This is a genomic window from Luteimonas sp. RIT-PG2_3 (assembly GCF_054902115.1).
The window spans coordinates 247,045-269,559 of the sequence record NZ_JBUBPF010000002.1; the positions used below are offsets into that span (position 1 = coordinate 247,045).

At 68.6% G+C, this 22,515-nt stretch carries 19 protein-coding genes; 7 read left to right on the top strand and 12 right to left on the bottom strand.

Features of this window, described 5'->3' with window-relative positions; genetic code table 11:
- Positions 1 to 25: 25 nt before the first annotated feature.
- From ACYX7E_RS03940 to ACYX7E_RS03950, 3 genes are all read right to left on the bottom strand, one after another.
- Positions 26 to 1,267 carry a multifunctional CCA addition/repair protein gene (locus ACYX7E_RS03940; protein WP_462079254.1) on the bottom strand — a complete coding sequence of 414 codons (1,242 nt, stop codon included), beginning with the start codon at positions 1,265 to 1,267 and terminating at the stop codon, positions 26 to 28.
- A 106-nt stretch (positions 1,268 to 1,373) separates the two neighbouring features.
- The gene (locus ACYX7E_RS03945; RefSeq protein ID WP_462079255.1) at positions 1,374 to 1,868 is read right to left on the bottom strand and encodes a GNAT family N-acetyltransferase; all 495 of its coding nucleotides are present in this window, start codon (positions 1,866 to 1,868) and stop codon (positions 1,374 to 1,376) included.
- Entirely contained in the window at positions 1,865 to 3,805 is a 1,941-nt protein-coding gene (locus ACYX7E_RS03950; protein ID WP_462079256.1) for a lytic transglycosylase domain-containing protein, read from the bottom strand. Before ACYX7E_RS03950 ends, ACYX7E_RS03945 begins: the two co-directional genes overlap by 4 nt.
- 140 nt (positions 3,806 to 3,945) lie before the next feature.
- Here ACYX7E_RS03950 and ACYX7E_RS03955 point away from each other — a divergent pair, with 140 nt between their 5' ends.
- On the top strand, positions 3,946 to 4,740 hold the full coding sequence (locus ACYX7E_RS03955; protein WP_462079257.1) for a sulfite exporter TauE/SafE family protein: 795 nt from the start codon (positions 3,946 to 3,948) through the stop codon (positions 4,738 to 4,740).
- An 81-nt stretch (positions 4,741 to 4,821) separates the two neighbouring features.
- On the opposite strand, the gene ACYX7E_RS03960 is transcribed toward ACYX7E_RS03955, so the two are convergent.
- The 8 genes from ACYX7E_RS03960 to ACYX7E_RS03995 form a co-directional block, all read right to left on the bottom strand.
- A complete protein-coding gene (locus ACYX7E_RS03960) occupies positions 4,822 to 6,207 on the bottom strand; it encodes a putative porin (RefSeq protein WP_462079258.1) in 1,386 nt (461 codons plus the stop codon).
- Positions 6,208 to 6,608: 401 nt separating this feature from the next.
- Positions 6,609 to 7,955: a DUF3100 domain-containing protein gene (locus ACYX7E_RS03965; protein WP_462079259.1), complete on the bottom strand. Its 1,347-nt coding sequence runs from the start codon at positions 7,953 to 7,955 to the stop codon at positions 6,609 to 6,611.
- A gap of 74 nt (positions 7,956 to 8,029) precedes the next feature.
- A complete protein-coding gene (locus ACYX7E_RS03970; RefSeq protein ID WP_462079260.1) occupies positions 8,030 to 8,227 on the bottom strand; it encodes a tautomerase family protein in 198 nt (65 codons plus the stop codon).
- A 99-nt stretch (positions 8,228 to 8,326) separates the two neighbouring features.
- Entirely contained in the window at positions 8,327 to 9,103 is a 777-nt protein-coding gene (locus ACYX7E_RS03975; protein ID WP_462079261.1) for a 2-keto-4-pentenoate hydratase, read from the bottom strand.
- On the bottom strand, positions 9,100 to 10,143 hold the full coding sequence (gene dmpG / locus ACYX7E_RS03980) for a 4-hydroxy-2-oxovalerate aldolase (protein WP_462079262.1): 1,044 nt from the start codon (positions 10,141 to 10,143) through the stop codon (positions 9,100 to 9,102). Before dmpG ends, ACYX7E_RS03975 begins: the two co-directional genes overlap by 4 nt.
- Positions 10,140 to 11,168, bottom strand: a complete 1,029-nt coding sequence (locus ACYX7E_RS03985; RefSeq protein WP_462079263.1) for an acetaldehyde dehydrogenase (acetylating) — start codon at positions 11,166 to 11,168, stop codon at positions 10,140 to 10,142. The genes dmpG and ACYX7E_RS03985 overlap by 4 nt, the downstream gene beginning before the upstream one ends.
- Positions 11,169 to 11,172: 4 nt before the next feature.
- A complete protein-coding gene (locus ACYX7E_RS03990; RefSeq protein ID WP_462079264.1) occupies positions 11,173 to 12,015 on the bottom strand; it encodes a 2-keto-4-pentenoate hydratase in 843 nt (280 codons plus the stop codon).
- Entirely contained in the window at positions 11,996 to 13,483 is a 1,488-nt protein-coding gene (locus tag ACYX7E_RS03995) for a 2-hydroxymuconic semialdehyde dehydrogenase (protein WP_462079265.1), read from the bottom strand. The genes ACYX7E_RS03990 and ACYX7E_RS03995 overlap by 20 nt, the downstream gene beginning before the upstream one ends.
- 247 nt (positions 13,484 to 13,730) lie before the next feature.
- On the opposite strand from ACYX7E_RS03995, the gene ACYX7E_RS04000 reads away from it, so the two are divergent.
- From ACYX7E_RS04000 to ACYX7E_RS04020, 5 genes are all read left to right on the top strand, one after another.
- Positions 13,731 to 14,894 carry an amidohydrolase gene (locus tag ACYX7E_RS04000; RefSeq protein WP_462079266.1) on the top strand — a complete coding sequence of 388 codons (1,164 nt, stop codon included), beginning with the start codon at positions 13,731 to 13,733 and terminating at the stop codon, positions 14,892 to 14,894.
- A gap of 59 nt (positions 14,895 to 14,953) precedes the next feature.
- Positions 14,954 to 15,880: a VOC family protein gene (locus ACYX7E_RS04005; protein ID WP_462079267.1), complete on the top strand. Its 927-nt coding sequence runs from the start codon at positions 14,954 to 14,956 to the stop codon at positions 15,878 to 15,880.
- Positions 15,877 to 16,734: a VOC family protein gene (locus tag ACYX7E_RS04010; protein ID WP_462079268.1), complete on the top strand. Its 858-nt coding sequence runs from the start codon at positions 15,877 to 15,879 to the stop codon at positions 16,732 to 16,734. Before ACYX7E_RS04005 ends, ACYX7E_RS04010 begins: the two co-directional genes overlap by 4 nt.
- Positions 16,731 to 17,555, top strand: a complete 825-nt coding sequence (locus ACYX7E_RS04015) for a class II aldolase/adducin family protein (protein ID WP_462079269.1) — start codon at positions 16,731 to 16,733, stop codon at positions 17,553 to 17,555. Before ACYX7E_RS04010 ends, ACYX7E_RS04015 begins: the two co-directional genes overlap by 4 nt.
- A gap of 96 nt (positions 17,556 to 17,651) precedes the next feature.
- Positions 17,652 to 18,299 (top strand): ChuX/HutX family heme-like substrate-binding protein, encoded by a 648-nt coding sequence (locus ACYX7E_RS04020; RefSeq protein ID WP_462079270.1) that lies wholly within the window; start codon positions 17,652 to 17,654, stop codon positions 18,297 to 18,299.
- 151 nt (positions 18,300 to 18,450) lie between these two features.
- Here ACYX7E_RS04020 and ACYX7E_RS04025 read toward each other — a convergent pair whose 3' ends face one another.
- The gene (locus ACYX7E_RS04025) at positions 18,451 to 19,170 is read right to left on the bottom strand and encodes a GntR family transcriptional regulator (RefSeq protein ID WP_462079271.1); all 720 of its coding nucleotides are present in this window, start codon (positions 19,168 to 19,170) and stop codon (positions 18,451 to 18,453) included.
- 339 nt (positions 19,171 to 19,509) lie between these two features.
- Here ACYX7E_RS04025 and ACYX7E_RS04030 point away from each other — a divergent pair, with 339 nt between their 5' ends.
- Positions 19,510 to 22,494 carry a TonB-dependent receptor plug domain-containing protein gene (locus ACYX7E_RS04030; RefSeq protein WP_462079272.1) on the top strand — a complete coding sequence of 995 codons (2,985 nt, stop codon included), beginning with the start codon at positions 19,510 to 19,512 and terminating at the stop codon, positions 22,492 to 22,494.
- Positions 22,495 to 22,515: the final 21 nt, after the last annotated feature.

A 22,515-nucleotide genomic window follows, 5' to 3' on the forward strand; every position in this document is an offset into this window, starting at 1 on the left:
CGCTGCCGCCGCACGCCTGCAATGACTACGCGGTCGGATCGGGGAATGCCGCGCGTGCCTGCTCGATCGCGCGGACGCGTGCCTTGCGCAGGGCCTCGCCGATCTGCGGGCCGCTCAGTCCTGGCTGCAGCACATCGCGTGCACTGACCGCCATCGCGGCCTCATGCAGGGCCAGCAGCAGCCGTCGTTGCGGATAGTCGGCACTTTCGTTGCCCAGCCGCCCGCGCTTGTCGGCTTCGCAGGCCAGGGCCATCCTGGGGATGCGCTCGGGCTTGCGGAAACCATCGCAGCGGGCCAGCAGGTCGTGCACGGTCGAAGGCCGCAGTTCGGCCAGGCGATGGATGTTGAGGTGTTCGCGGCAGACCATCACCGCGAGGTCTCGATGCTCCAGAGGCACGCGCAGGCGTTCGCAGAGCGCCAGCAGCGGCTTGACGCCGGCATGCTCGTGGCCGATGTGCCGGGGCCACTCGTCTTCCGGCGTCAGCGCCTTGCCGAGGTCGTGGGTCAGCGCGGCGAAACCGATCCGCGCATCGCGCGGCGCCAGCCGGGCGGCCATGTCGCTGACCATTTCCTGGTGGCGGCCGGTGTCGATCTCGGGATGGTATTCCGCGCGCTGCGGCACGCCGTACAACGCGTCGATCTCGGGCAGGATGACCCGCAGCGCATCGGCTTCGCGCAGCGTGCGCAGGAAGGCCGACGGCCGGGGTTCGGCCAGCGCCTTGGACAGCTCCTGCCAGATGCGTTCGGGCACCAGGGCCGCGAGTTCGTCATCAGCGGCGATCCGCTGCATCAGCGCCAGGGTCTCCGGCGCGATCGTGAAGCCCAGCGGTGCCAGCCGCGCCATGAAACGCGCCGCGCGCAGCACGCGCAGTGGGTCCTCGACGAAGGCAGGCCCGACGTGGCGCAGCACGCGCGCCTCGATGTCGCGGACGCCGCCATGGGGATCAATCAGCCGGCCGTCGTCGTCGCGCGCGATCGCGTTGATCGTGAAGTCGCGGCGCAGCAGATCTTCTTCCAGCGTCACGCCGGGATCGGCATGCACGATGAACCCACGATACCCCGGCGCCGACTTGCGCTCGGTTCGCGCCAGCGCGTACTCCTCGCCGGACTGCGGATGCAGGAACACCGGGAAGTCGCGGCCCACCGGACGGAAACCGGCGGCCAGCATGCTGTCCGTGGTTTCGCCGACGACGACATGGTCGTTGTCACCCGGCGCCACCCCGAGCAGGGCATCGCGGACCGCACCGCCGACAAGATAGATCTTCATGCCGCGATGATGCCCGATCCGTCGCGGTTGGCGGGTGCCCGCGGCCGGCGTGCCTGCGGATCCATGCTGGTCGACGTTGCGGCCGGTATCGCGGCAGGCTCGGAAATCATGCGGATGCTGCGGGCGCAGGCACTGGCGCATGCTTGATGAAGCGCATCTGGCCATCGTCCTCGATGGCGTCCTCGATCCAGCCCAGGTGGCGGTAGAAGCCGTTGGCACGGACCTCCGGGTCGGCGTCGGTCAGCAGCCAGATGCGCGTGCAGCCGGTGGCGAACAACCAGTCCTCGGCGGCCGCCATCAGCGCGCGGCCGATACCGCGGCCTTCGTGGCCGCTGCGCATGAACATGCCGAACACCGTGGCCTGGCGTGCATCGGCCATCGAGAAACCGACCGCCTCGCCATCGACGTCGGCGATCCAGCCACGGCCGTCGCCATCGAGCATCGGCGGCAGTGTCTCGGGGGTGATGCCCAGCGTCGCCAGTTGCTGCATCGACAGGTGGTTCTCGCGCACGCCGGTGCGGACCTCGAACATCGCGGCGACATCGTCGGCGGTCGCGCGCCGGATCAGCGCGCGGCCGCCCTCGACGACCGCCACGCTCATGCCTTGCCGGCCGGGCAGATCAGCTTCTTGCGGGCGCTGCCTTCAATGCCGCGCATGCGGTCGCTGACCGGGACCGCGGCGCGGTACATGCGCCAGTCGTAGATCACGCTGAAGGCCAGGATGCGGGCGACGTAGTCGCGGGTTTCCTTGTAGCTGATGGTCTCGATCCAGAAGTCGGGATCCATTGCCGGGCGTTGCGCCTGCCAGCGGGCGGTCGGTGTCGGACCGGCGTTGTAGGCGGCGATCGCGATGTACGGGAAGCCGTACATGTCTTCCTTCTCGCGCAGGTAGGCGGTGCCCAGTGCGATGTTGGTATCGGGGTCGTACAGGCTGTCGGCGCCGCCCCAGGCCAGGCCCAGCCGGCGTGCGACGCCCTGCCCGGTGGTCGGCAGCACCTGCATCAGCCCGCGCGCATTGGCAGGCGAGCGCGCAAGCGGATTGAACACGCTCTCGGCACGGATCTCGGCGGCGATCCAGGCCGGGTCCAGGCGCTGCGCCCTGGCTTCACGCTGGATCGCCTCGGTGTGGTGCAACGGGAAGCGCAGGGTGTAGTAGCGGCTGTCGTCGGGATGTTTGTTGAGACCGAACACCGCACGGTCGAACCAGCCGTTGTCGATCGCGATCTCGACCGCGTAGCGGCGCTGGGTGTCGTCGAAACGATCGACGGCCTCGGCCCACTCGCGGGTCGCCCAGCCGCTGCGATCGATCCGGTACAGCGCCATCGCGCGCACCATGGCCGGATCGTTGGCGACCGCGTTGCGCGCGCCGGCGTTGGCGTCCAGCGCCAGCGGGCACAACTGGTAGGGCAGGTTGAGGCGATCGGCGGCGAGGAAGCCGTGGAAGTCGGACGCGGTCGCGGCGCGCTGGTACAGCGCCTGCGCGCTGACCTTGTCGCCGCCCAGCTCGGTGGTGCGTGCGGCGAACCAGGTCCAGCGCGAATCGTTGCGCTGCTTGTCGCCCATCTTGGCGATCGCGGCACGCGCGGCCGCCCAGTCCGAACGCGAGAGCGCCTCACGCACGCGCCATTCGTGCAGGCGGTCGTCGTAGGCCGATTCCGGCACGCGGTTCAACAGTCGCGCCGAGTCGGGTAGGTAGGAGGCCACCGTCCACAGCGCGGCCTGGTACAGCACGCGGCCGTTGTCGGCTTCGCTGAAACCGAGCGCGGGCGCATAGCGGGCCAGCTGCGCCTCGGCCGCCAGTGGGTCGGCCTTGGCCAGCCGCGCCAGTCCATGCGACGCCATCAACCGGCTGCGCTCGGTCTTCGGCCAGGCCAGCGCGCGTTCGCTGGGCGACTGCAGGAAGGCCGCGTAATCGGTGGCCAGTGCGCGCTGGTCGGCCGGCAGGCCGTTGGCGGCCGCGCGCATGACGATCGGATCCCACTCCGCCGCGGCCTGGTCGATGCGCTCCCAGCGCAGGGCTTCGGTCAACTCGCCGCGCGAGGCGAGGACCGCGAAGGGGCCATCGCATTCGCTGGGCAGGGGCTTGCCGCTGCCGCGCCAGATCGACTGCAGGTCGCGGGTCCACTGCGCATCGACACTGCCGCCACGCTGGCGCGCATCCAGCGTGATGCAGCGCAACGCGCTGTTGGTGGACGACGGTGATGCCGCGTTGCGGATCCCGGCCCAGTCCTGGCGCTTGTACAGCGCACGCAGCCATTCGGCGCGGAAGGTCTCGGCGACGGCCTGGCCCTGCCAGCGCTTCAGGAACGCCTCGGCCTGGGCCACGGGCAGGGTATCGAGGTTGCGGCGCAGGGTCGCGTATTCGATCCAGCCCTGCGCCGGGTGCTGGCCCGGGGCGACCGGTTGGCCGCGCTCCGCGGCCTGCAGGGCCTCGCGCAGCTGCAGGTCCGATGCCGGCGCGGTGGTCTGCGCATCGGCGGTGGCAACGCACAGCCACAGGGCTGCGACAGGTAGGATGTGCAGGCAGGATTTCAGCATGCGCGGACTATAACGGACCCCGCATGAATTCCCCCTCCGTGGGAGCGCGTTCCGGTTTTCGCCGCCTTGGCGACGACGATGGCGCGTGCTCCGAAGGCCGTTGACGGCCAGTGCAGGCTGCGGCCCAAAGGTATGACGCAATGATGGATGGTGTGTGGATGTTCCCGCTGCTCGGCGCCGTCGCTGGTGTGCTGGCCGGGCTGCTGGGCATTGGGGGTGGCCTGGTGCTGGTGACGTCGCTGGCGTGGCTGCTGCCACTGCATGGCATCCCCAAGGAGGCCGCGATGCATGCCGCGCTGGCCAGCTCGCTGGCGAGCATCGTGCTGACGGCCGCGTCGTCGGCACGTGCACACCATCGCCGCGGCAGCGTGTTGTGGCCGACGGTCGCGTGGATGGTGCCTGGCCTGCTCATCGGTGGCTGGATCGGCAGCCGCTTCGCGATCGCGTTGCCGGGCGACGTGCTGAAATGGTGCGTGGCGATCTACTGTTTCCTGATCGGCCTGCAGATGATCCTGAGCCGCACGCGCAGCGGGCCGGTCGTTGACGTGGTGCCCACTGGCGTTGGCATGAGTGCGGCCGGCACCGGCATCGGCGCGATGTCGGCGATCGTCGGCATCGGCGGCGGCAGCCTGACCGTGCCGCTGTTGATGTGGCGCGGCGTGCAGCCGGTGCGCGCGGTCGGCACCTCGTCGGCCTGCGGCATCTTCATCGGCATCGCCAGTGGCCTGGGCTATGCGCTGCAGGCCCCGCCGGGCGCGCTGCCCGCGCACGCGATCGGCTATGTCTACCTGCCCGCGGCGATCGGCGTGGCCATCGCCTCGATCCTCGCGGCGCCACTGGGCACGCGGCTTGCGCATGCGATCAGCGGACCGGCGCTGAAGAAGGTGTTCGCCTGCTTCATGTTCCTGGTCGGGTTCTCGTTGCTGTTCACCTAGGTCGGCGGTGCAGGTGGATCGCGGCTGTGGCCGCGATCCGACCACGCATGACGGATCGCCCCGTCATGCGTGTTGCCTGGATCAGAAGTTGACCAGGAACGCCAGACGCAGGCGGTCGAGCCAGTCGTTGGGCTGGTTGCTGCCGGCGTACAGCGCGCTGTACGGCTTGTAGTGGTACCAGTACGCGCTGATCATCGTCTTCGGCATCGGCACGTAATCCACGGTCAGGGCATGCAGGCGGTAGTTGGTACCGATGCCGATGTTGTCGTGCGAGAACGCGGCCAGCACGGCATCGTTCTGCGCCATCGAGTAGCCGTAGGTGAAGCGCCAGTCGCCCGGCGTGCTGGCCTTGCCGAAGACCAGGTCGGCGCCGTAGCCGGTATCGGCGTCGGTGCGCGCGCCCAGGTTGTGCACGTAGTCGACGAGCAGCTTCAGCGGCCATTGCGTACCGAAGCCGCCGTAAGTCACGCCCAGCGTGGCATTGGCGAGGCGATAGTCCGAGAGGTAGGTGCCGTCGGGATTGCGCAGGTTGCTGCGGAAGTCGCCGGCATCGGCACCGGCGATGCTGCCGAGGTCGTAGTGGTAATAGGCGCCGTAGGCGTCGAACTTCCAGTTGCCTTTGACCGGCGATTCGTAGCCGACCTGCCCGCCCAGCATCGTGCTGTCGGGGCCGGCGGCCTGCTCGTCGACGATGAAGGCGAGTGCATTGGCGCGGAACGTACCGCCATTGGCCAGCGGCGCCTTGTAGGTCGCGCCGATGCCCTGCGGATTGACGTCGCCATCCCAGATCAGGTCGGTGCGCACGAACGGCTGCGGCATCTTGCCGCCGTACAGCGTCAGCTTGTCGAAGTTGAACTGCACGTAGGCCATGTCGAGGCTGACGTCGAGATCGTCGAGCCAGTTCGACAGCTGCACGTCGGTGCTGTTGGGGTCGTCGCTGTCGCCGGTGGCCAGGCGCGCGCCGATGGTGATGCGATCGTTGACGGCAAAGGTCGCGCCGAGGCGGCCGCGCAACTGCATGCTGCCGCGGTTCTTGCCGTCGTCGTCGGACCAGTCGCCCTGGCCGCGCAGGCGCAGGTCGCCCGAGACCTTCAGGCGCGACGCGAGATCGCCACCGCCACCGGTGCTGGGCAACGGCGTGCCGGCGCTGGCCGGTGCAGGGACTGCGCGGCTGGCGGCCGGCATCGCAGCCGTCGACGCTGCGGGCGGAGCGGCCGCGGCGACGCCGCTCGCCGATGCGCCGGACACCTGCAACAGCGCATCCTCGAGACGCTGGATCCTGCGGTCGCGCTCGGCCTGTTCGGCCTTCAGGGCATCCAGTTCCGCACGCAACCCGGCGACGGTCTCCGGTGCAACATTCTGCGCGAAGGCAGCCGGCACGCCGGCAGCGCACAGGGCGATGGCGAGCATCGCCAGGCGTGGGCCGCGCAGGGCGGCACGGGCAGCGGTGGGGTGGATCTGGACCATGGAAGATTCCTTGCTGGGGCGCGACGAAGCAATGCGCGCTGGTGGAAAGCGGGACAGTGGAAGGACGGGGCGGTGGAAGGACAGGGCAGGCGTGGACGCCAGGCGCCGCGAAGCAAGACGCTGCGAGGCGACGCGGCGCAGAGCGTGCATGATCCGTGCTGACACCGCGCTGATGCATGTCATTGACGCATCACTGGGCGCGCGCGTTGACAGTCGGTCGCAGCGCGACAGGGGCCGTAGTGCCGGCATGGCGTGGGTCGGGCGGCCGGCGGGAACGCGAAACAGGGGCCCGCGAAGCACGGGCTCGTGAAGAGCGGACACGCGAAAAATTCGCGTTCCGCCACGCACGGGCCCTGTGGAAAGTCGGGCGTGATGAATACCGTGCCCGAGGGAGCGCGTCCTCAGTGAAAGAACTCGGCGACCGTGGCCGAACCGATGAAGGCGCCGGTCGCGGCGGTCAGCGACACCACCACGATGCGCCAGCCCAGGCGACGGAACATCGGCAGCTTGCGCGCCACCGCGAAGCCCGCCAGGGCCAGCACGGTGGTGGTGATGCTCATGAACTGCACCTGGTTGATCAGCTCGGCCACCCTGCCGGCCAGCGGCCAGGCGCCCTGCAGCGTCGACAGCGTGGCGAACACCGCCAGGAACAGCATCAGCGGCAGCTTGCGCACGACCTGCTTCAGCAGCAGGCCCAGCAGCACGATGCCGACCATGATGGCCACGCCCGGCAGGGTCTGCAGCGGTGCCACGCCATGCCCGATCCAGTTGCTGAGCACGATGCCCGCGACCATCAGCGCCAGCGCCAGCACGCCATCGGCGAACGTCGGCCGGTCATCGCCTTCGTCGAGCGTGGCGTTGGGGTCCAGGTCGGCCGTCGACGGCGCGCTGCGCGCGAGCGCGTTGCGGCCGAGGATCGGCTCGAGCTTGCCGTACAGCCAGTGGCAGGTCGGCAGGGTGATGTAAGCGGCGAAATAGAAGCCGACGACGCCTGCGATCAGGTTGGCGGCACCGGCGATCGCGGTCAGTTCGCGCGCCACGTCCGGCGACTGCCCGACGGTGATCGGCCCCAGCGCGGCGGCCATCATGCTGCCCGAACCGATGCCCGCGCCCATCGCCAGCGAACGCACGTCGAAGATGCCGAACGCCGCGACCACGCTGGCCAGCAACGAAATGAACACCGCGCCGAGCACGGTGCCGGTGATGTACTCGGCAAGTACGCCGCGGCCTTCGGGCGACTGCATGCCGTACTTCTGGCCGATGATGACCATCGCGGTTTCGCGACCGATCGAGAAGGTCGCGCCGACGGCTTCGCGCTTGATGCCCAGCAGCAGCGCCAGCGGCAGCGCCAGCACCACGGTGCCGAAGGCGTGGCCGAGTTCCTGGAACGCCAGCGCCCAGCCGACGGCGCGCAGCGCCTGCATGTTGGCGCCGGCCATCAACCCGAGCTTGACGATGAACAGCAGCAGCGCGATCGCCAGCAGGCGGTCGGCATAGCGTTGCAGCGGCAGGTCGAGTTGCAGCGGCGACGGCAGGCGGGCATGCCAGACCGCCAGCAGCGTGGTCAGCAGCAGCGCCACCAGCATCGGCAGGATCACGATCTGCGCGGACCACAGCGGGATCGCCATCGGCCCGATCCATTCGGTCAGCGCGGTGGCCGCCAGCACCACCAGCAACAGGAGCCCGACGCGGGCGGGGATGCCCCGCGACGCAGCGGCATGGGTTGGCACGGAAGCGGAATCGGACATGGTGGTGATCGCTCGGGAAGGTTCGCGATGGACTGGGCGTCGATTGCGTGACGATGCGCGACGTCGGCGTGGCGTCAGCTGGCGCCGGGCGGTGGAGATTTCGGTTCGCCTGCGGTGAACCAGTCGTCCGCGGCGATTTCGTGGATCAGCACGCGCACGGCGGTCGCCGGGACGCCGAGGTGCTCCACGGCGGCGGCGGTGACGGCACGCGCGAACGCGGCCTTCTGCTGCTGGCTGCGGCCGGCGAGGATGTTGGCGTGCACGATCGGCATGGCGGTGTGTCCTGTGTGCGGTGACGTATTGGCGCAGGTGTTCGAGCGGGTGTCCGTGCAGCGATCTGTGGCTTGCGCGTGGAGAGTCGACGGCAGCGCTCAGGCCTCGACGTGGAAGCCGCAGCGTCCCAGCGCTTCCATCTCCAGCGAGACGAAACTATCGGGTACCAGCGCGCTGGCGGCGGTCGCGCCACCGGCCAGCACGATGTCGCCCGGCTGCAGCGTTTCACCGGCCTCGGCAATGACACGTGCGGCCGACACCAGCGAGCGCAGCGGATGGCCCAGGATCGCGGCGGTCGATCCAAACGCCTGCGGCCGGCCATTGAACGCCATCACCAGGCCGAGGTTGGCGATGTCGAGGTCGGGCCGCCGCCAGGGGCCGACGACGAAGCCCGATGACGAACTGTTGTCGGCGACGACGTCGGTCAGCGAGAAGCGGAAATCCTGGTAGCGCGAGTCGATGATTTCCAATGCGGGCGCGACTGCCTCGACCGCGGCCAGCGCCTGGGGAAGGGTGACCCGGCCGCTGAGCGGACGCGAGATCAGGAACGCGATCTCCGGCTCGACGCGCGGATGCACGTAGTCGGCGATCGAGACGCTGCCGCCGTCCTCGACCAGCATGCCCGAGGTCAGCCGGCCCCAGATCAGGTCCGACACGCCCATCTGCACCATCTTGGCGCGGCTGGTGAAGCCCATCTTGATGCCGACGCGGGTCTCGCCGCGGGCCAGGCGTCGCGCGATGCTCTCGCGCTGCACGGCATAGGCCTCGTCGAGCGTGATCGGGTCTTCGAGTTGCGGCGTGGCGGTGGCGTTGAACGCAGCCGAATCCAGGCGTTCGGCCAGCGTTGCGACGCGGGCGGTGCTTGCGGTGCTCATGCGGTGGCGGCCTTTTGCTTGCGTTGTTCGAGCAGGTCGAGGGCGACGTCGACGATCATGTCTTCCTGGCCACCCACCATGCGGCGCGCACCCAGTTCGATCAGGATCGTGCGCACGTCCAGGCCGTAGTCGGCGGCGGCCTTCTCGGCGTGGCGCAGGAAGCTGGAATAGACGCCTGCATAGCCCAGGCTCAGGGTTTCGCGATCAACGCGGACCGGGCGGTCCTGCAGGGGTCGTACCAGGTCTTCGGCGGCATCCATCAGCTGGAACAGGTCGCAGCCGTGGTTCCAGCCCATGCGCTCGGCGGCGGCAATGAAGACTTCCAGCGGCGCATTGCCGGCGCCCGCGCCCATGCCGGCCAGCGATGCATCGACGCGGGTCACGCCGTTCTCGACCGCGACGATCGAGTTGGCCACGCCCAGCGACAGGTTGTGGTGGGCATGGATGCCGATCTGCGTCTCCGGCTTGAGGACTTCGCGCAGGGCACGCACGCGGTCGCGCGCGCCGTCCATGGTCAGCGCGCCACCCGAATCGGTGACGTAGACGCAATAGGCGCCGTAGCTTTCCATCTTCAGCGCCTGCTCGGCCAGCGCGGCCGGCGGGATCATGTGGCTCATCATCAGGAAGCCGGCGACATCGATGTCCAGCCGCCGCGCCTCCTCGATGTGCTGGCGGGCGACGTCGGCCTCGGTGCAGTGCGTGGCCACGCGCACCGAGCGCACACCGGCCTGCACCGACTCGCGCAGTTCATGCACGGTGCCGATGCCGGGCAGCAGCAGGGTGGTGACCTTGGCCTGGGTCACGCTGTCGGCGACCGCGGCGATCCATTCAAGGTCGGTATGGCGACCGAAACCGTAATTGAAGCTGGAACCGGCAAGGCCGTCGCCATGCGCGACTTCGATCGCGGCGACGCCGGCGGCGTCGAGCGCGCGCGTGATCGCACGCACGTGGTCGAGTCCGTACTGGTGGCGGATCGCATGCATGCCATCGCGCAGCGTCACGTCCTGGATGTACAGCCTGGGCTGGCGTTCGGTGCTCATGCGGCGACCTCCGGGGTGCGGGCCTGCGACAGTTCGACCATGCGCTCGGCCGCCGCGATCGCGGCCGACGTCATGATGTCGAGGTTGCCGGCATAGGCCGGCAGGTAATGGCCGGCGCCTTCGACTTCGAGGAATACGCTGACTTTAAGGCCGGCGCTGACCTTGAATCCGGCGCTGGCCGGCCCTGACGGGCCATGGGGATCGCGCAGGATCGCCGCGCAGGCGCTGGCGTCGAGCGCTTCGAACTGCACGTCCTGCTTGAGCCGGTAGCCGGGCACATAGGCGGCGACGGCCGCGACCATGGCCTGCACAGATGCGCGGATCGCATCGGTGTCGCCGCCTTCGGTCAGGCAGTACACGGTGTCGCGCATCATCAACGGCGGCTCGGCCGGATTGAGCACGATGATCGCCTTGCCCTTGTGCGCGCCACCGACGGTCTCCAGCGCACGCGAGGTGGTCTCGGTGAACTCGTCGATGTTGGCGCGGGTCCCGGGACCGGCGGACTTGGATGCGATCGACGCGACGATCTCGGCGTAGCGCACCGGTGCGACTCGCGACACCGCGGCCACGATCGGGATCGTCGCCTGGCCGCCGCAGGTGACCATGTTGAGGTTGGGCGCATCCAGATGCTGGTCGAGGTTGACCGCCGGCACCGCATACGGACCGACCGCGGCCGGCGTCAGGTCGATGACGCGCTTGCCGTCGGCCTGCAGCACCTGTGCGTGATAGAGGTGCGCGCTGGCCGAGGTGGCATCGAAGACGATGCCGATGTCGGCGTATTCCGGCATCGCGCGCAGGCCTTCCAGGCCCTCATGCGTGGTCGCCACGCCGAGTCGGCGTGCGCGCGCCAGGCCATCGGAGTCGGCATCGACGCCGACCAGGGCGACGATCTGCAGCTGGCGGCCATGCCGCAGCAGCTTGATCATCAGGTCGGTGCCGATGTTGCCCGAGCCGATGATCGCCACCTTGGTCCTGCCGGGCGGGATCGCCGTCGCGGCGTCGTGCTGTGTGCTGATCGCGCTCATCGCGTCACTCCTTCGAGAAAGTGGCGCTGACCCGGCCGAGGCCGGAGATGCGCGCTTCGAACACGTCGCCGGCCACGACCGGCACCATCGGGCCAAGCGCACCCGACAACACGATGTCGCCGGCCCGCAGCGGACGGCCGATCCGCGCGACGGTGCGCGCCAGCCAGACCACCGCGTTGAGCGGATTGCCCAGGCAGGCCGCGCCGCAGCCGACGGACACCGGCTCACCGGCGCGTTCCAGGCTCATGCCGCACAGCGACAGGTCGAAGGCGTCGACCTTCTTCGGCGAGCCGCCCAGCACGTACAGCCCGGACGAGGCGTTGTCGGCGATGGTGTCGAGGATACTGATCTTCCAGTCGCGCACGCGGCTGTCGACAATCTCGATTGCCGGCAGCGCGTAGCCGATCGCATTGAGCACGTGCGCCAGCGTCGGGCGCTCGATGTCGAGGTCGCGCTCGATGACGAAGGCGATCTCGGCCTCGACCTTGGGCTGGATCAGCCGAGACAGCGGTACCTGCTGGCCGTCGCCGTATTCCATGTCGTCGAACAGCATGCCGAAGTCGGGCTGGTCGACGCCGAGCTGGGTCTGCACCGCGACCGAGGTCAGGCCGATCTTGCGACCGACCACGCGGCGGCCGCTGGCCTCGGCGGCATCGGTCAGCCGCGACTGCACCGCGTAAGCGGCCTCGATGCCGTGGGGCGACAGCAGGTCCTTGACCGGATCGCAGGACGTGCGCGTGGTCGCGGCCTCGCCGAGCAGGCGCGCGGCCTCGACGACGGCACGCTCGAAGCCAGCAGGCTCGAAGCCAGCAGGCTGCTGGCGCAGATCAGAGCTTGATGCAGACATTGCGCAACTCCGTATAGAACTCGAGGCCATGGACGCCGCCTTCGCGGCCGATGCCCGACTGCTTGGCGCCGCCGAACGCGGTGCGCAGGTCGCGCAGGAACCAGCAGTTGACCCAGGCGATGCCGACTTCGATCGCGGCGGCGACGCGATGCGCGCGCGGCAGGTTCTGCGTCCAGATCGTCGTCGCCAGGCCGTAGGGCGTGGCATTGGCCAGCGCGATGACCTCGTCCTCGCGGTCGAACGGCGCGATGTGGCAGCACGGTCCGAAGATTTCCTCGGCGATCACCGACGACGATTCCGGCAGGCCGGTCCAGATCGTCGGCTGTACCCAGTAACCGCCCGCCAGCGCGTCCGGCAGCGATGGCACGCCGCCGCCGGTGACGACGGTGGCGCCTTCGTCGCGGGCGCGCTTGTAGTACGACAACACCTTGGCGTGGTGCTCGGCGCTGATGACCGGGCCGAAGCTGGTGGCATGGTCGTTGGGATCGCCCGGCACCAGCGCTTCGGCGGCCTGCTTCAGGCGCGCGACGAAGGTGTCGAAGATCGGGCGTTCGACATAGACGCGCTCGGTGCCCAGGCAGACCTGCCCGCTGTTGAGGAAGGCCGAGCGCGCGATGCCGGCGACCGCGGCGTCGAGGTCGCAGTCGGCGAACACGATGCCGGCGTTCTTGCCGCCGAGTTCGAACGACACCGGGCGCACGCCGACCGCGGCGGCCTTCATGATCGCGGTGCCGGTGCGGGTCTCGCCGGTGAAGGTGATCGCGTCGACGTTGGGGTGTTCGGTCAGGTACTGGCCGGCACTGTCGGGGCCGAAGCCGTGGACGACGTTGAACACGCCATCGGGTACGCCGGCATCGCGGATCACCTCGGCCAGCAGCGCGGTCGTCGACGGCGTGTCCTCGGACGGCTTGACGATGACGGTGTTGCCGAAGGCCAATGCCGGCGCGACCTTCCAGGTCATCAGCAGCAGGGGAAGGTTCCACGGGCAGATCACCGCGATGACGCCGCGTGGCGTGCGCAGGCCGTAGTTCAGCGCGCCCAGGCCGTCGGGCGTGGGCGTGCGGAAGCTTTCGGTCGAGGTGTTGGCGATCTGGTCGGCGAAGACGTCGAAGTTGGCCGCGCCGCGCGGGATGTCGAGATGGCTGGCCAGTTCGTAGGGCTTGCCGGTGTCGCGCATTTCGGCGGCGAGGAATTCGTCGAAGCGCGCGCGTACGCCGTCGGCGATCCGGCGCAGTGCGGCCGCGCGCTGCGCATCGGTGAAGGCCGACCACGGGCCGCGCAGCGCGCGACGCGCGGCGGCGACGGCCTGGTCGACGACCGCGGCATCGGCTTCATGCACCAGGGTCGCGACCGCGCCGGTCGCGGGATCGTGGTTGTTGAACAGCGGGCGCGACGATGCCACCGGCTGTCCATCGATGAAGTGGGTGATGACGGGAAGGCTGGGATCGGTCGCTGCAGCGTGGGTCATGGGTGTCCGTGCCGGTGGCGGGTGCGGGAGGCGGAAATAGCGAAATTCGTGGCTCGTCGCCATCCAGGCAGCCGAGCGAGGCGGCCAGTTTTGAATAAAAAGTCGAAATTAGTCAAATCTTTTTCCGGTTTTCTGCAGATCTCCCGGCTCCTGTGGGTTCAAATATCGAAATTATAATTGACAGCGCCGGAACGATCTGGTCCTATTCCAACGTCGCAAACCCTGCCTGCCGAGACCGACCCACGTCATGCCCGTCCTGCCTGCCATCCCCGCGCCCGTCCAGACCCTCGCCCCCGTGATGACCGCCTGGCGCCAGCAGATCCATGCCTGGCCTGAGCTGGGTTTCGAGGAGTTCAAGACCTCGGCGCTGGTCATCGACGTGCTGCAGTCGCTGGGACTCGAGGTGCATTCGGGCCTGGGCGGCACCGGCGTGGTCGCGGTCATCGACAGCGGCAAGCCGGGCCTGAGCATCGGCCTGCGTGCGGACATGGACGCGCTGCCGATGGACGAGCACAACGACCTGCCGTTCCGTTCGCAGCGCGCCGGCGTCGCGCATACCTGCGGGCACGACGGCCACACCTCGGCCCTGCTGGGCACGGCGCAATATCTGACAGCGCACCCGCCCGCCAGCGGTCGCGTGGTGCTGATCTTCCAGCCCGCCGAAGAGGGCGGGCGCGGCGCGATCAAGATGGTCGAGGACGGCCTGTTCACGCGCTGGCCCTGCGACGAGGTCTACGCCTTCCACAACATGCCGGCACTGAAGACCGGCGAAGCCAGCGTGCGCAGCGGCGCCACCCTGCAGTCGCTGGCGGTGTTCGAGATCGAGATCGAAGGGGTCGGCGGCCATGCCGCGGCACCGCACCGCGCCAATGATCCGTTGCAGGTCGCCGCGCGGCTGGCGGTGGAGATCAGCGCGATCGTCGGCCGCCACATCGATCCGATGGAGGCCGCGCTGATCAATGTCGGCAAGCTGCAGGCCGGCACCACCCACAACATCATTCCGGCGACCGCATCGCTCAGCGGCACCATCCGCTCGCTGTCCCGCGACGTGCACGACGAGCTGCTCAAGCGCCTGCGCGCGCTGTGCGAAGGCCAGGCGCAGATCTCCGGCTGCCGCATCCAGCTCGAGATCCCGCACTCGTGCCCGCCGTGCGTCAATGCGCCCGAGCAGGCCGCGCTGGCCGCCGAGGCCTTGGGTGACGTGCTGGGCGCCGACAACGTCAAGACCGACATGCGCGCGTATCCGTTCTCCGACGACTTCTCCTACATGCTCGACCAGTGGCCCGGTGCCTATCTGTTCCTGGGCATGGACAGTGCGATGTGCCACCACCCGACCTTCCGTTTCGACGACCAGCTGCTGCCCGTCGCCGCGAGCGTGTTCGCGGGCATCGTGCAGCGCCGCCTGGGTTAGACCGGCCTGCAACAGAACGAGCGCCTTCCACCTGCCGCCCACACTCCGCGGAGCTTGCGATGACCATCACCATCGAGCAGTTGCGATACGTCCACCTGGGAAGTCGCGATCCCGGAGCCGCTGCCGCCCAGGCCATCGCGCTGCTGGGCCTGCAGGAGTCCTGGCGCAGCGATGGCGAGGTTGCCCTGCGCAGCGATGCGCGGGCCTGCACGCTGGCCTATGCGCAGGCGCCGCTGTCGCGGCAGTCGATCGGCCTGGAAGTGCGCGATACCGAGACACTGGCGCGTGCGGTGCTGGCGCTCGAAGCGCAAGGCATCAGCGCCCGGCGCGATGACGCGCTGGCGGCACGGCGCCAGGTCAAGGAGCTGCTTGCGTTCACCACCCCGGGCGGCCTGTCCATCGAACTGGTTGTGCGCCCGCTGCACAAGGGCTGGCGTTTCCATGCCAGTCGCGACAGCGGTATGACCGGCCTGTCCGCCGTCGCGATCCGCACGCCGCAGATCGCGCGCGACGAAGCGCTGTGGCGCGACGTGTTCGGCCTGCGCATCGCCGACTGGATCGGCGACGCGGTGTACCTGGGCCTGGATTCGGCCGTGGATCGCGCGCACCACCGGCTGTCGCTGCACCCCTCCAGTGGATCGGGCGTGCTGGCGGTCGAGTTCGGCGTCGAATCCTGCGACAAGGTCATGCAGCAGTTCTACCTGCTGCGCGACCAGGGCCTGCCGGTCCGCCACGGGCCGGGCCGCCGGCCGACGTCGGAGCAGGTGTTCCTGACCTTCGAGGGTCCCGACGACGTGCTCTACAGCGTCGTCGCCGAAGGCCGCACGTTGGGCCAGGACGATCGCCCGCGCCAGTTCGCTGCCGTGCCCGAGGCGTACTGCGGCTGGGGCAGCGACTGCAGCATTCCCGAATACCTGTCGCAGGCCGATGGCACGCAGCGCAGCACGCGCGCACGTCCGCAACTGCGTGAGGTCGGCAAGCCGTGATCACCCTGCGCGACGTCTGCTATGTGCGGCTGGGCACGCGCGACCTCGCGGGCGCGACGCGTTACGCCACCGACATCCTCGGGCTTGAAGTCAGCGAGCGCAGCGGCAACGCGGTGTATTTCCGCTCCGACCAGCGCGAGCACACGCTGTGCTACCTCGACGGCGATCCGGCCGACCAGGTCATCGCCTTCGAAGTCGACACCCGCGCCGAACTCGATGCCGCCGCCACCCAGCTCGAGGCGATCGGGCATCCGGTGCACGTCGGTACCACCGTCGAAGCCGACCTGCGCAAGGTGCGTGCGTTCATCGCCTTCCGCGATCCCACCGGCAACCGCATCGAGCTCGCCTGGCGTCCCGCGATCGGCGGCCGTCGCTACCAGGCCACGCGCGACGCCGGCATCACCGGCTTCAGCCATGTCGGCCTGTGCACGACCGATGCGGTCCGCGACGAGCGCTTCTGGACCACGATCTGCAACGCCAAGGTCAGCGATCGCATCGGCGACGCGCCGTTGCTGCGCATCGACGAGATCCACCACAAGATCGCACTGTTCCCGACCGACCGTGCCGGCATCCAGCACATCAACCACCAGGTCGCCAGCACCGACGACGTCCAGCGCTCGTACAACTTCATCCGCGAGCGCGGCATCCCGGTGGTGTTCGGTCCCGGCAAGCATCCAACGTCGTCGGCGCGCTTCCTGTATTTCGAAGGGCCCGAAGGCATGGTGTTCGAGTATTCCTCGGGCGTGTGCAGCATCGCCGACGAACTGTTGTACCGCGAGCGCCAGTTCGAGTTCGGCCCGAAAGGCTTCTGCGAATGGGGCGCGCGACCCGACATCCGCGAGTTCCGCGAATGAGCCGTCCGCTGACCGATCCGGTCGCGACACAGGCCGCGACCGATGCCGGTGCGGCCGTCCCGCCGATCGCCAGCATCGCGCAACAGCAGACCGTGCGCATCGCCGCGCGCGCGCTGGGCCGGCATGGCCTGGTGCATGCCTACGGGCATTGCAGCCTGCGCCTGGATGCCGGGCATTTCCTGGTCGGCCCGTCGGTGCCGCTGGGACTGACGAAGCCGGGCGATGCCTGCCAGGTGGTGCCCCTGGCAGGACCGCTGCCCGAAGGCGTGCTGCCGGAAGTACGCATCCATCGCGAGATCTATCGTGCGCGGCCGCAGGTCGGCGGCATTGCGCGCGTGCAGTCGCCCAAGCTGATGAGCCTGAGCGTGCTCGGCCAGACGCCGGTGGCGCGCCATGGCTTCGGCAGTTATTTCCATCCGCAGCCGCCGCTGTGGGACGACCCGCTGCTGGTGCGCAGCGACCCGCAGGCGGTGGCGCTGGCGACCCGGCTCGGCGATGCGCGCGCGATCGTCATGCGCGGCAATGGCGCGGTGCTTGCCGGCGATTCGCTGGAGATGGCAGTGGTGCTGGCCTGGTATCTCGAGGACGCCGCGCGCGTCGAGCTCGATTGCCTGGCCGCTGCCGGCGCCGCGACGGCGACCCGCTTCACTGATGCGCAGTCGGACGCACGCGCGGTCTGGGCCGGTCGCCTGCTCGAACGCATGTGGGACTACCTGACGCATGGCGATCCGGAGCATGCCGATCGCGAGCACTGCGCACGCGCGCCGTCCGATCAGGCGCAGGCGCCATCGATCGATATCGCGTCGCGTCCCCCGTCCTGATCTCCAGCCAGCGACGTGCCGATGGCGCCGCCCATCGTTGCGTGGCCAGCCAATCCTCCTGTCATCCCTCCCCTTGCCCTCAAAGGAAGACCGAACATGCGCTTCAAGCCCCTTGCCCTGAACCTGACGCTGCTGGCCGCACTGGGCCTGGCCGGCCAGGCCGCCGCGGCCGATACCTGCGCCTCGACCGATGACGCCAAGGTGATCCAGCATTACTACGGCAAGGTCCGCCCGGGCGCGCCGCCACCGGCCGTCAGCCGCCTGTTCCGCATGCCCGAAGCGACCGTCGCCAGTGCCCTGCACGCCGACCAGGCTTATGGCGTGCGGTCCAACCGCGTGTTCTTCGACCAGGTCTGGAAGTCGGTCGATGCCTGGGGCGCGGACACCAGGATCGGCATCGTCTTCACCTCCGGAGGCATGCATGCCTGGAACTTCCCGAGCACGGTGCCGCAGACGCAGTCGACGAGCTCGCTGATCTGGTACGACATGTATGCCGACGAAGGCGCAGGCGTGCATGGCCACATCACCCCGCAGGAAGTCGACCAGATCTGGACGATGCAGATCCCGACCGCGCGTCCGGACCGTTTCACACGGATCCTCGCGTTCTACGGCAAGGACGGCAACCTGATCGTCGGGCTGTACGTGTCGGAAGGCGTCAAGGATTTCGATCCCAAGGCCGTGGAAGGCTTCGAGCGCACGCGTGAGCTGCTGAAGACGCATCCGCGCATCTGCAGCCTGTCGTAAGGCTGGGGCGGTGAGGAGGCGGGGGCGAGCCGGCGAGTGAGTCGGCGGGCGCGAATGACGGTGGTGAATGGCGGGTCGAGACCCGCCCTACGTCCAGGTGGCGCGGGTGGGCACGACCGCGCCTTTCGCCATCGACGCGTCGGTCTTTGGGTTACGCCGCGTCGCTGGAAAACGCCTGCATCTTCGACATCGCATTGCGCACCGCATCGTAGGTGCGCATCAGGTGGTCCTGCGTGAGCCGGCACGCGCGCACGGCGTTGCGTTCGATCGCGGCTTCGAAGATCGCGACATGCTCGTCGTGCACGAAGCGGCGGCCGTGCGAGTAATTCAACGACACCCGACGGTAGCGCTCGGCCTGGTGGTAAAGCAGCTCCTGCAGCTTGCTGAGCCACGGCGAATCGCAGGCGGCGATCAAGGACGTATGGAACGCGTGGTTGCGCGATTCCCATTGATCCATCATCTCCTGCGCAACCGGCTGCTCGGCGCCCGGCAGGACTTCCTCGACGTCGCTGAGGGCATCGAACGCTGCACGGACGCCCTGTTCCCAGGCGTCGTCGCCATTCTCGATCGACAGGCGCAGCGCTTCGGTCTCGACCAGGGTGCGCACGCGCGAGATATCGTCGAGCTCTTCCAGCGACAAGGGCGCCACCCAGAACCCGCGCTGTTCCTCGGTGTTCACCAGCTGGTCGCCGACCAGCCGCGCCAGCGCCTCGCGCAGCGGCGACATGCCGATCTGGTACTGCTGCACCAGGGATTCGAGCTTGAGCTTGCTGCCGGGCACCAGGCGTCCGGCGACAATGTCATGGCGGATGCGCTGGTAGGCCTGGCTGGCGAGCGTACGGGAAGAAGCAACGAGGGCGGGCTGGCTCATCGCGACAGGATGCGCGGGCTAATTTCGAAAATCAATCGTTCGCCAAACCCTGCGGCAGTGCAGCATCGGAGGGCCCTTTCCGGGCTCTGATGCCCGATGTTGCGGCGCGCAATTCTCTGAAAATTATCGATTTAATGCGGCCTCTTGGGACTGAACAACGGGCCATCGGCAAAATTTGTTCAGAAAATATCGTAATTTCTTGACAACCGATCGGAATCTCTGCTCATATCGGATCAACATTCAGCCGTCGTGACAGGGGTGTCGCGGGCTGCAGGCCGATCCTTGGCCACACCTCCACGTAGCCGATTCATCGAAATCACCAGCCAGTCGGGGAACACCATGAGCAAGCGCGCACGATGTCTGAAAGGGGTAGCGGGGGGCGTCAGCCTGCTCGCGTTGAGCATTTCCGGCGTGCTGCACGCCCAGCAGCAGGAGGCGCAGTCCACGGTGGGCCAGACCCTGGACACCATCGTCGTCACCGGCACCAACATCCGCGGCGCCGAGCCGGCCGGCAACAGCGTGCTGGTCATCAATGCCGAGCAGATCAAGGAAAGCGGCAAGGCCACGATCGGCGAGTACCTGCGTGAACTGCCGGCCAACTTCGCCGGCGGCGTCGGCATGAGCGACAACATCCAGGGCCAGGACAGCAGCGTGGCCGGCTCCAACATGACCGGCGGCCAGGGCGTGAACCTGCGCGGCCTGGGCGCGTTGTCGACGCTGGTCCTGGTCAACGGGCGCCGCGTCGCGGCGGCCGGCCAGTACGGCGACTTCGTCGATATTTCCAGCATCCCGACCAATGCGGTCTCGCACATCGAAGTGCTGCTCGATGGCGCCTCGGCCGTCTACGGTTCCGACGCGGTCGGCGGCGTGGTCAACATCCTGCTCAAGCGCAGCGACGACGGCGCGCACACCACGTTGCGGGTCGGCAGCACCAGCCAGGGCGGCGGCGAGCAGGTCCAGGTCGGGCAGACCTGGGGCACGCGCTGGGACGGCGGCGGCATGATCCTGGGCTACGAGTACAACCGCCAGAAGAACGTGCTCGCCAACGATCGCGAGGTCTATCGCGACGGTGCCGACCTCAGCAGTCAGGGCGGCGTGAACTGGCGTCGCTTCGGCGCGCGCTCCGGCGCTGCCGCCAACCTGTTCGCCGGGACCGCGACCGGTTCGGGCAACGTCGTCTACAGCGTGCCCGGCGGCGCCGGCACCGGCCTCACCGTGGGCAGCCTGGTGCCGGTCAGCAATGGCGTGGGCAACACCCACGATGCCTGGAACATGGTCGACATCCTGCCGGAGATGGAGCGCCACAGCGCCTTCCTCGGCTTCGAGCAGCGCGTGGGCGACTCCACGGAGCTCTACGGCGACCTGCGTTACACGCAGCGCCGCGGCAGCTACAACCAGGGCTACCAGGCGCTGTACGGCACGCTCGGCCCCGGCAATCCCTATCTGATCCCCGGCGTGGCCAACAACTACGGCGTGCTGATCGACGACCGCCCGCTGCAGCGCGAGGTCGGCGCCGACAGCCTGGCCGCGATGGTCGGTGCCGGCTTCGAACTGGGTGGCAGCTGGCGCGGTGAGGCCACGCTGTCGTACAGCCGCGAAAAGCAGTTCCGCAATTCCGATGTCCAGCGTAATGCCAACATCTACGACTACCTGGCCGGTCCCGGCGGCTCGCGCGTGCAGGCGCCGACGTCGATCCAGTGCAGCCAGGGCCTGGCCGGCAACGCTTCGGCCGCGGCCCAGGCCTACTGCGCCGGCCTGAACTACCAGGCCTTCAATCCCTATACGACCAACCCGCTGTCCGAGCAGGTGCTGTCGCAGCTGATCGGCTACGAGAACCTCGAGTTCACCTCGTGGCTGGCGCAGGCGAGCTTCAAGGTCGACGGCGACCTGTTCGAGATGTCCGGCGGTACCGCCAAGCTCGCGGCCGGCGTCGACTACCGTCGCGAGAACATCGGCGGCAACCTCGACTTCAACTGGCGCTCGACCTCGAACCAGCAGGAAACCTTCGGCACCACCGAGCGCGATGTCGGCGCGGTGTTCGCCGAGCTGGCGTTCCCGCTGATCGGCAAGGACAACCAGTCCGCGTTCGCCAAGAAGCTCGACGTCTCGGTCGCCGGCCGCTACGAGCGCAGCAACGGCATGGGCGATTTCTCGACCTTCAATCCCAAGGTCGGCATCGACTTCAAGCCGACCGACAGCCTGACCCTGCGCGGCAGCTGGGGCACCTCGTTCCACGCCCCGCCGATGCGCTACGCCTACAACGGCGTGCAGCCGATCACCGGCGGCAACGGCGCGTTCATGCGTGCCGACCTCTACCGCGCGCCGTGCGACACCACCTTGGTCCCGCTCAACGGCGTGCTGCCAGCGACGGCAGGCGGTTGTACCTTCACCGCGATCGTGGTCTCCGGCGGCGCCGGTCCGACCCTGCGTCCGGAAGAGGCGACCACCTGGACCTTCGGCTTCGACTGGAAGCCCGAATGGGCGCCCGGCCTGCGCGTGGGCGCCAGCTACTTCAATCTCAAGATCGACGACCGCATCGTCCGCATCCAGTCCGGCCAACTCGGCGGCATCCTGCAGCAGCTGTTCGCCACCGGCACCACGCCGTACATCGACAGCCTGGAGATCAATCCGTCGGTCGCGCGCGTGCAGGACCTGATCGACAACGATCCCCGCTACCTCGGCCAGCTCGGTTCCGGTGCGGTGCAGAGTGCGTCGCAGGTCGCGATGATCGTCAACGCGACCCAGCTCAACCTGGCCTCGCTGCGGATGGATGGCATCGACTTCAACGCCAGCTACGCCTTCGACACCGACGGCGCGGGCTCGCTCGAGTTCTTCACCCGCGGCACGCTGCTGAAGTCGTACGAGATCGAAGCGACCCCGGGTTCGGGCTACGTCGACCGCCTTGGCAAGTACAGCCCGGCCGATGGCGCAAGCCCGGTGCCGCTGCGTTCGATGCAGGGCATCAAGTGGCGCTACGGCAACCTCGATGCGTCGCTGACGATGAACTACGTCGACGACTACGAATGCAGCTCGGGCTGCTTCGTGCCCAACGCGCTCGGCCAGCCGGTGGCATCGGCGAACCCGGTGCGGGTCAAGGCCTGGAAGACCTTCGATTTCAACATCGGCTACGACCTGTCCGGCATCGGCGGCTTCTTCAACGACTCGCGCGTGAACTTCACCGCGGTCAACTTCACCGATGGCAACCCGCCGTTCTTCGACAGCGGCACGACGGCGGTGGTCGATACGCTGCCCGATCCCTACGATCCGGCCAACGCGACCGTGATGGGCCGCACCCTGGTGCTGGCGTTCGACAAGCGCTGGTAATGTCCACCCTGCGCGGACCGG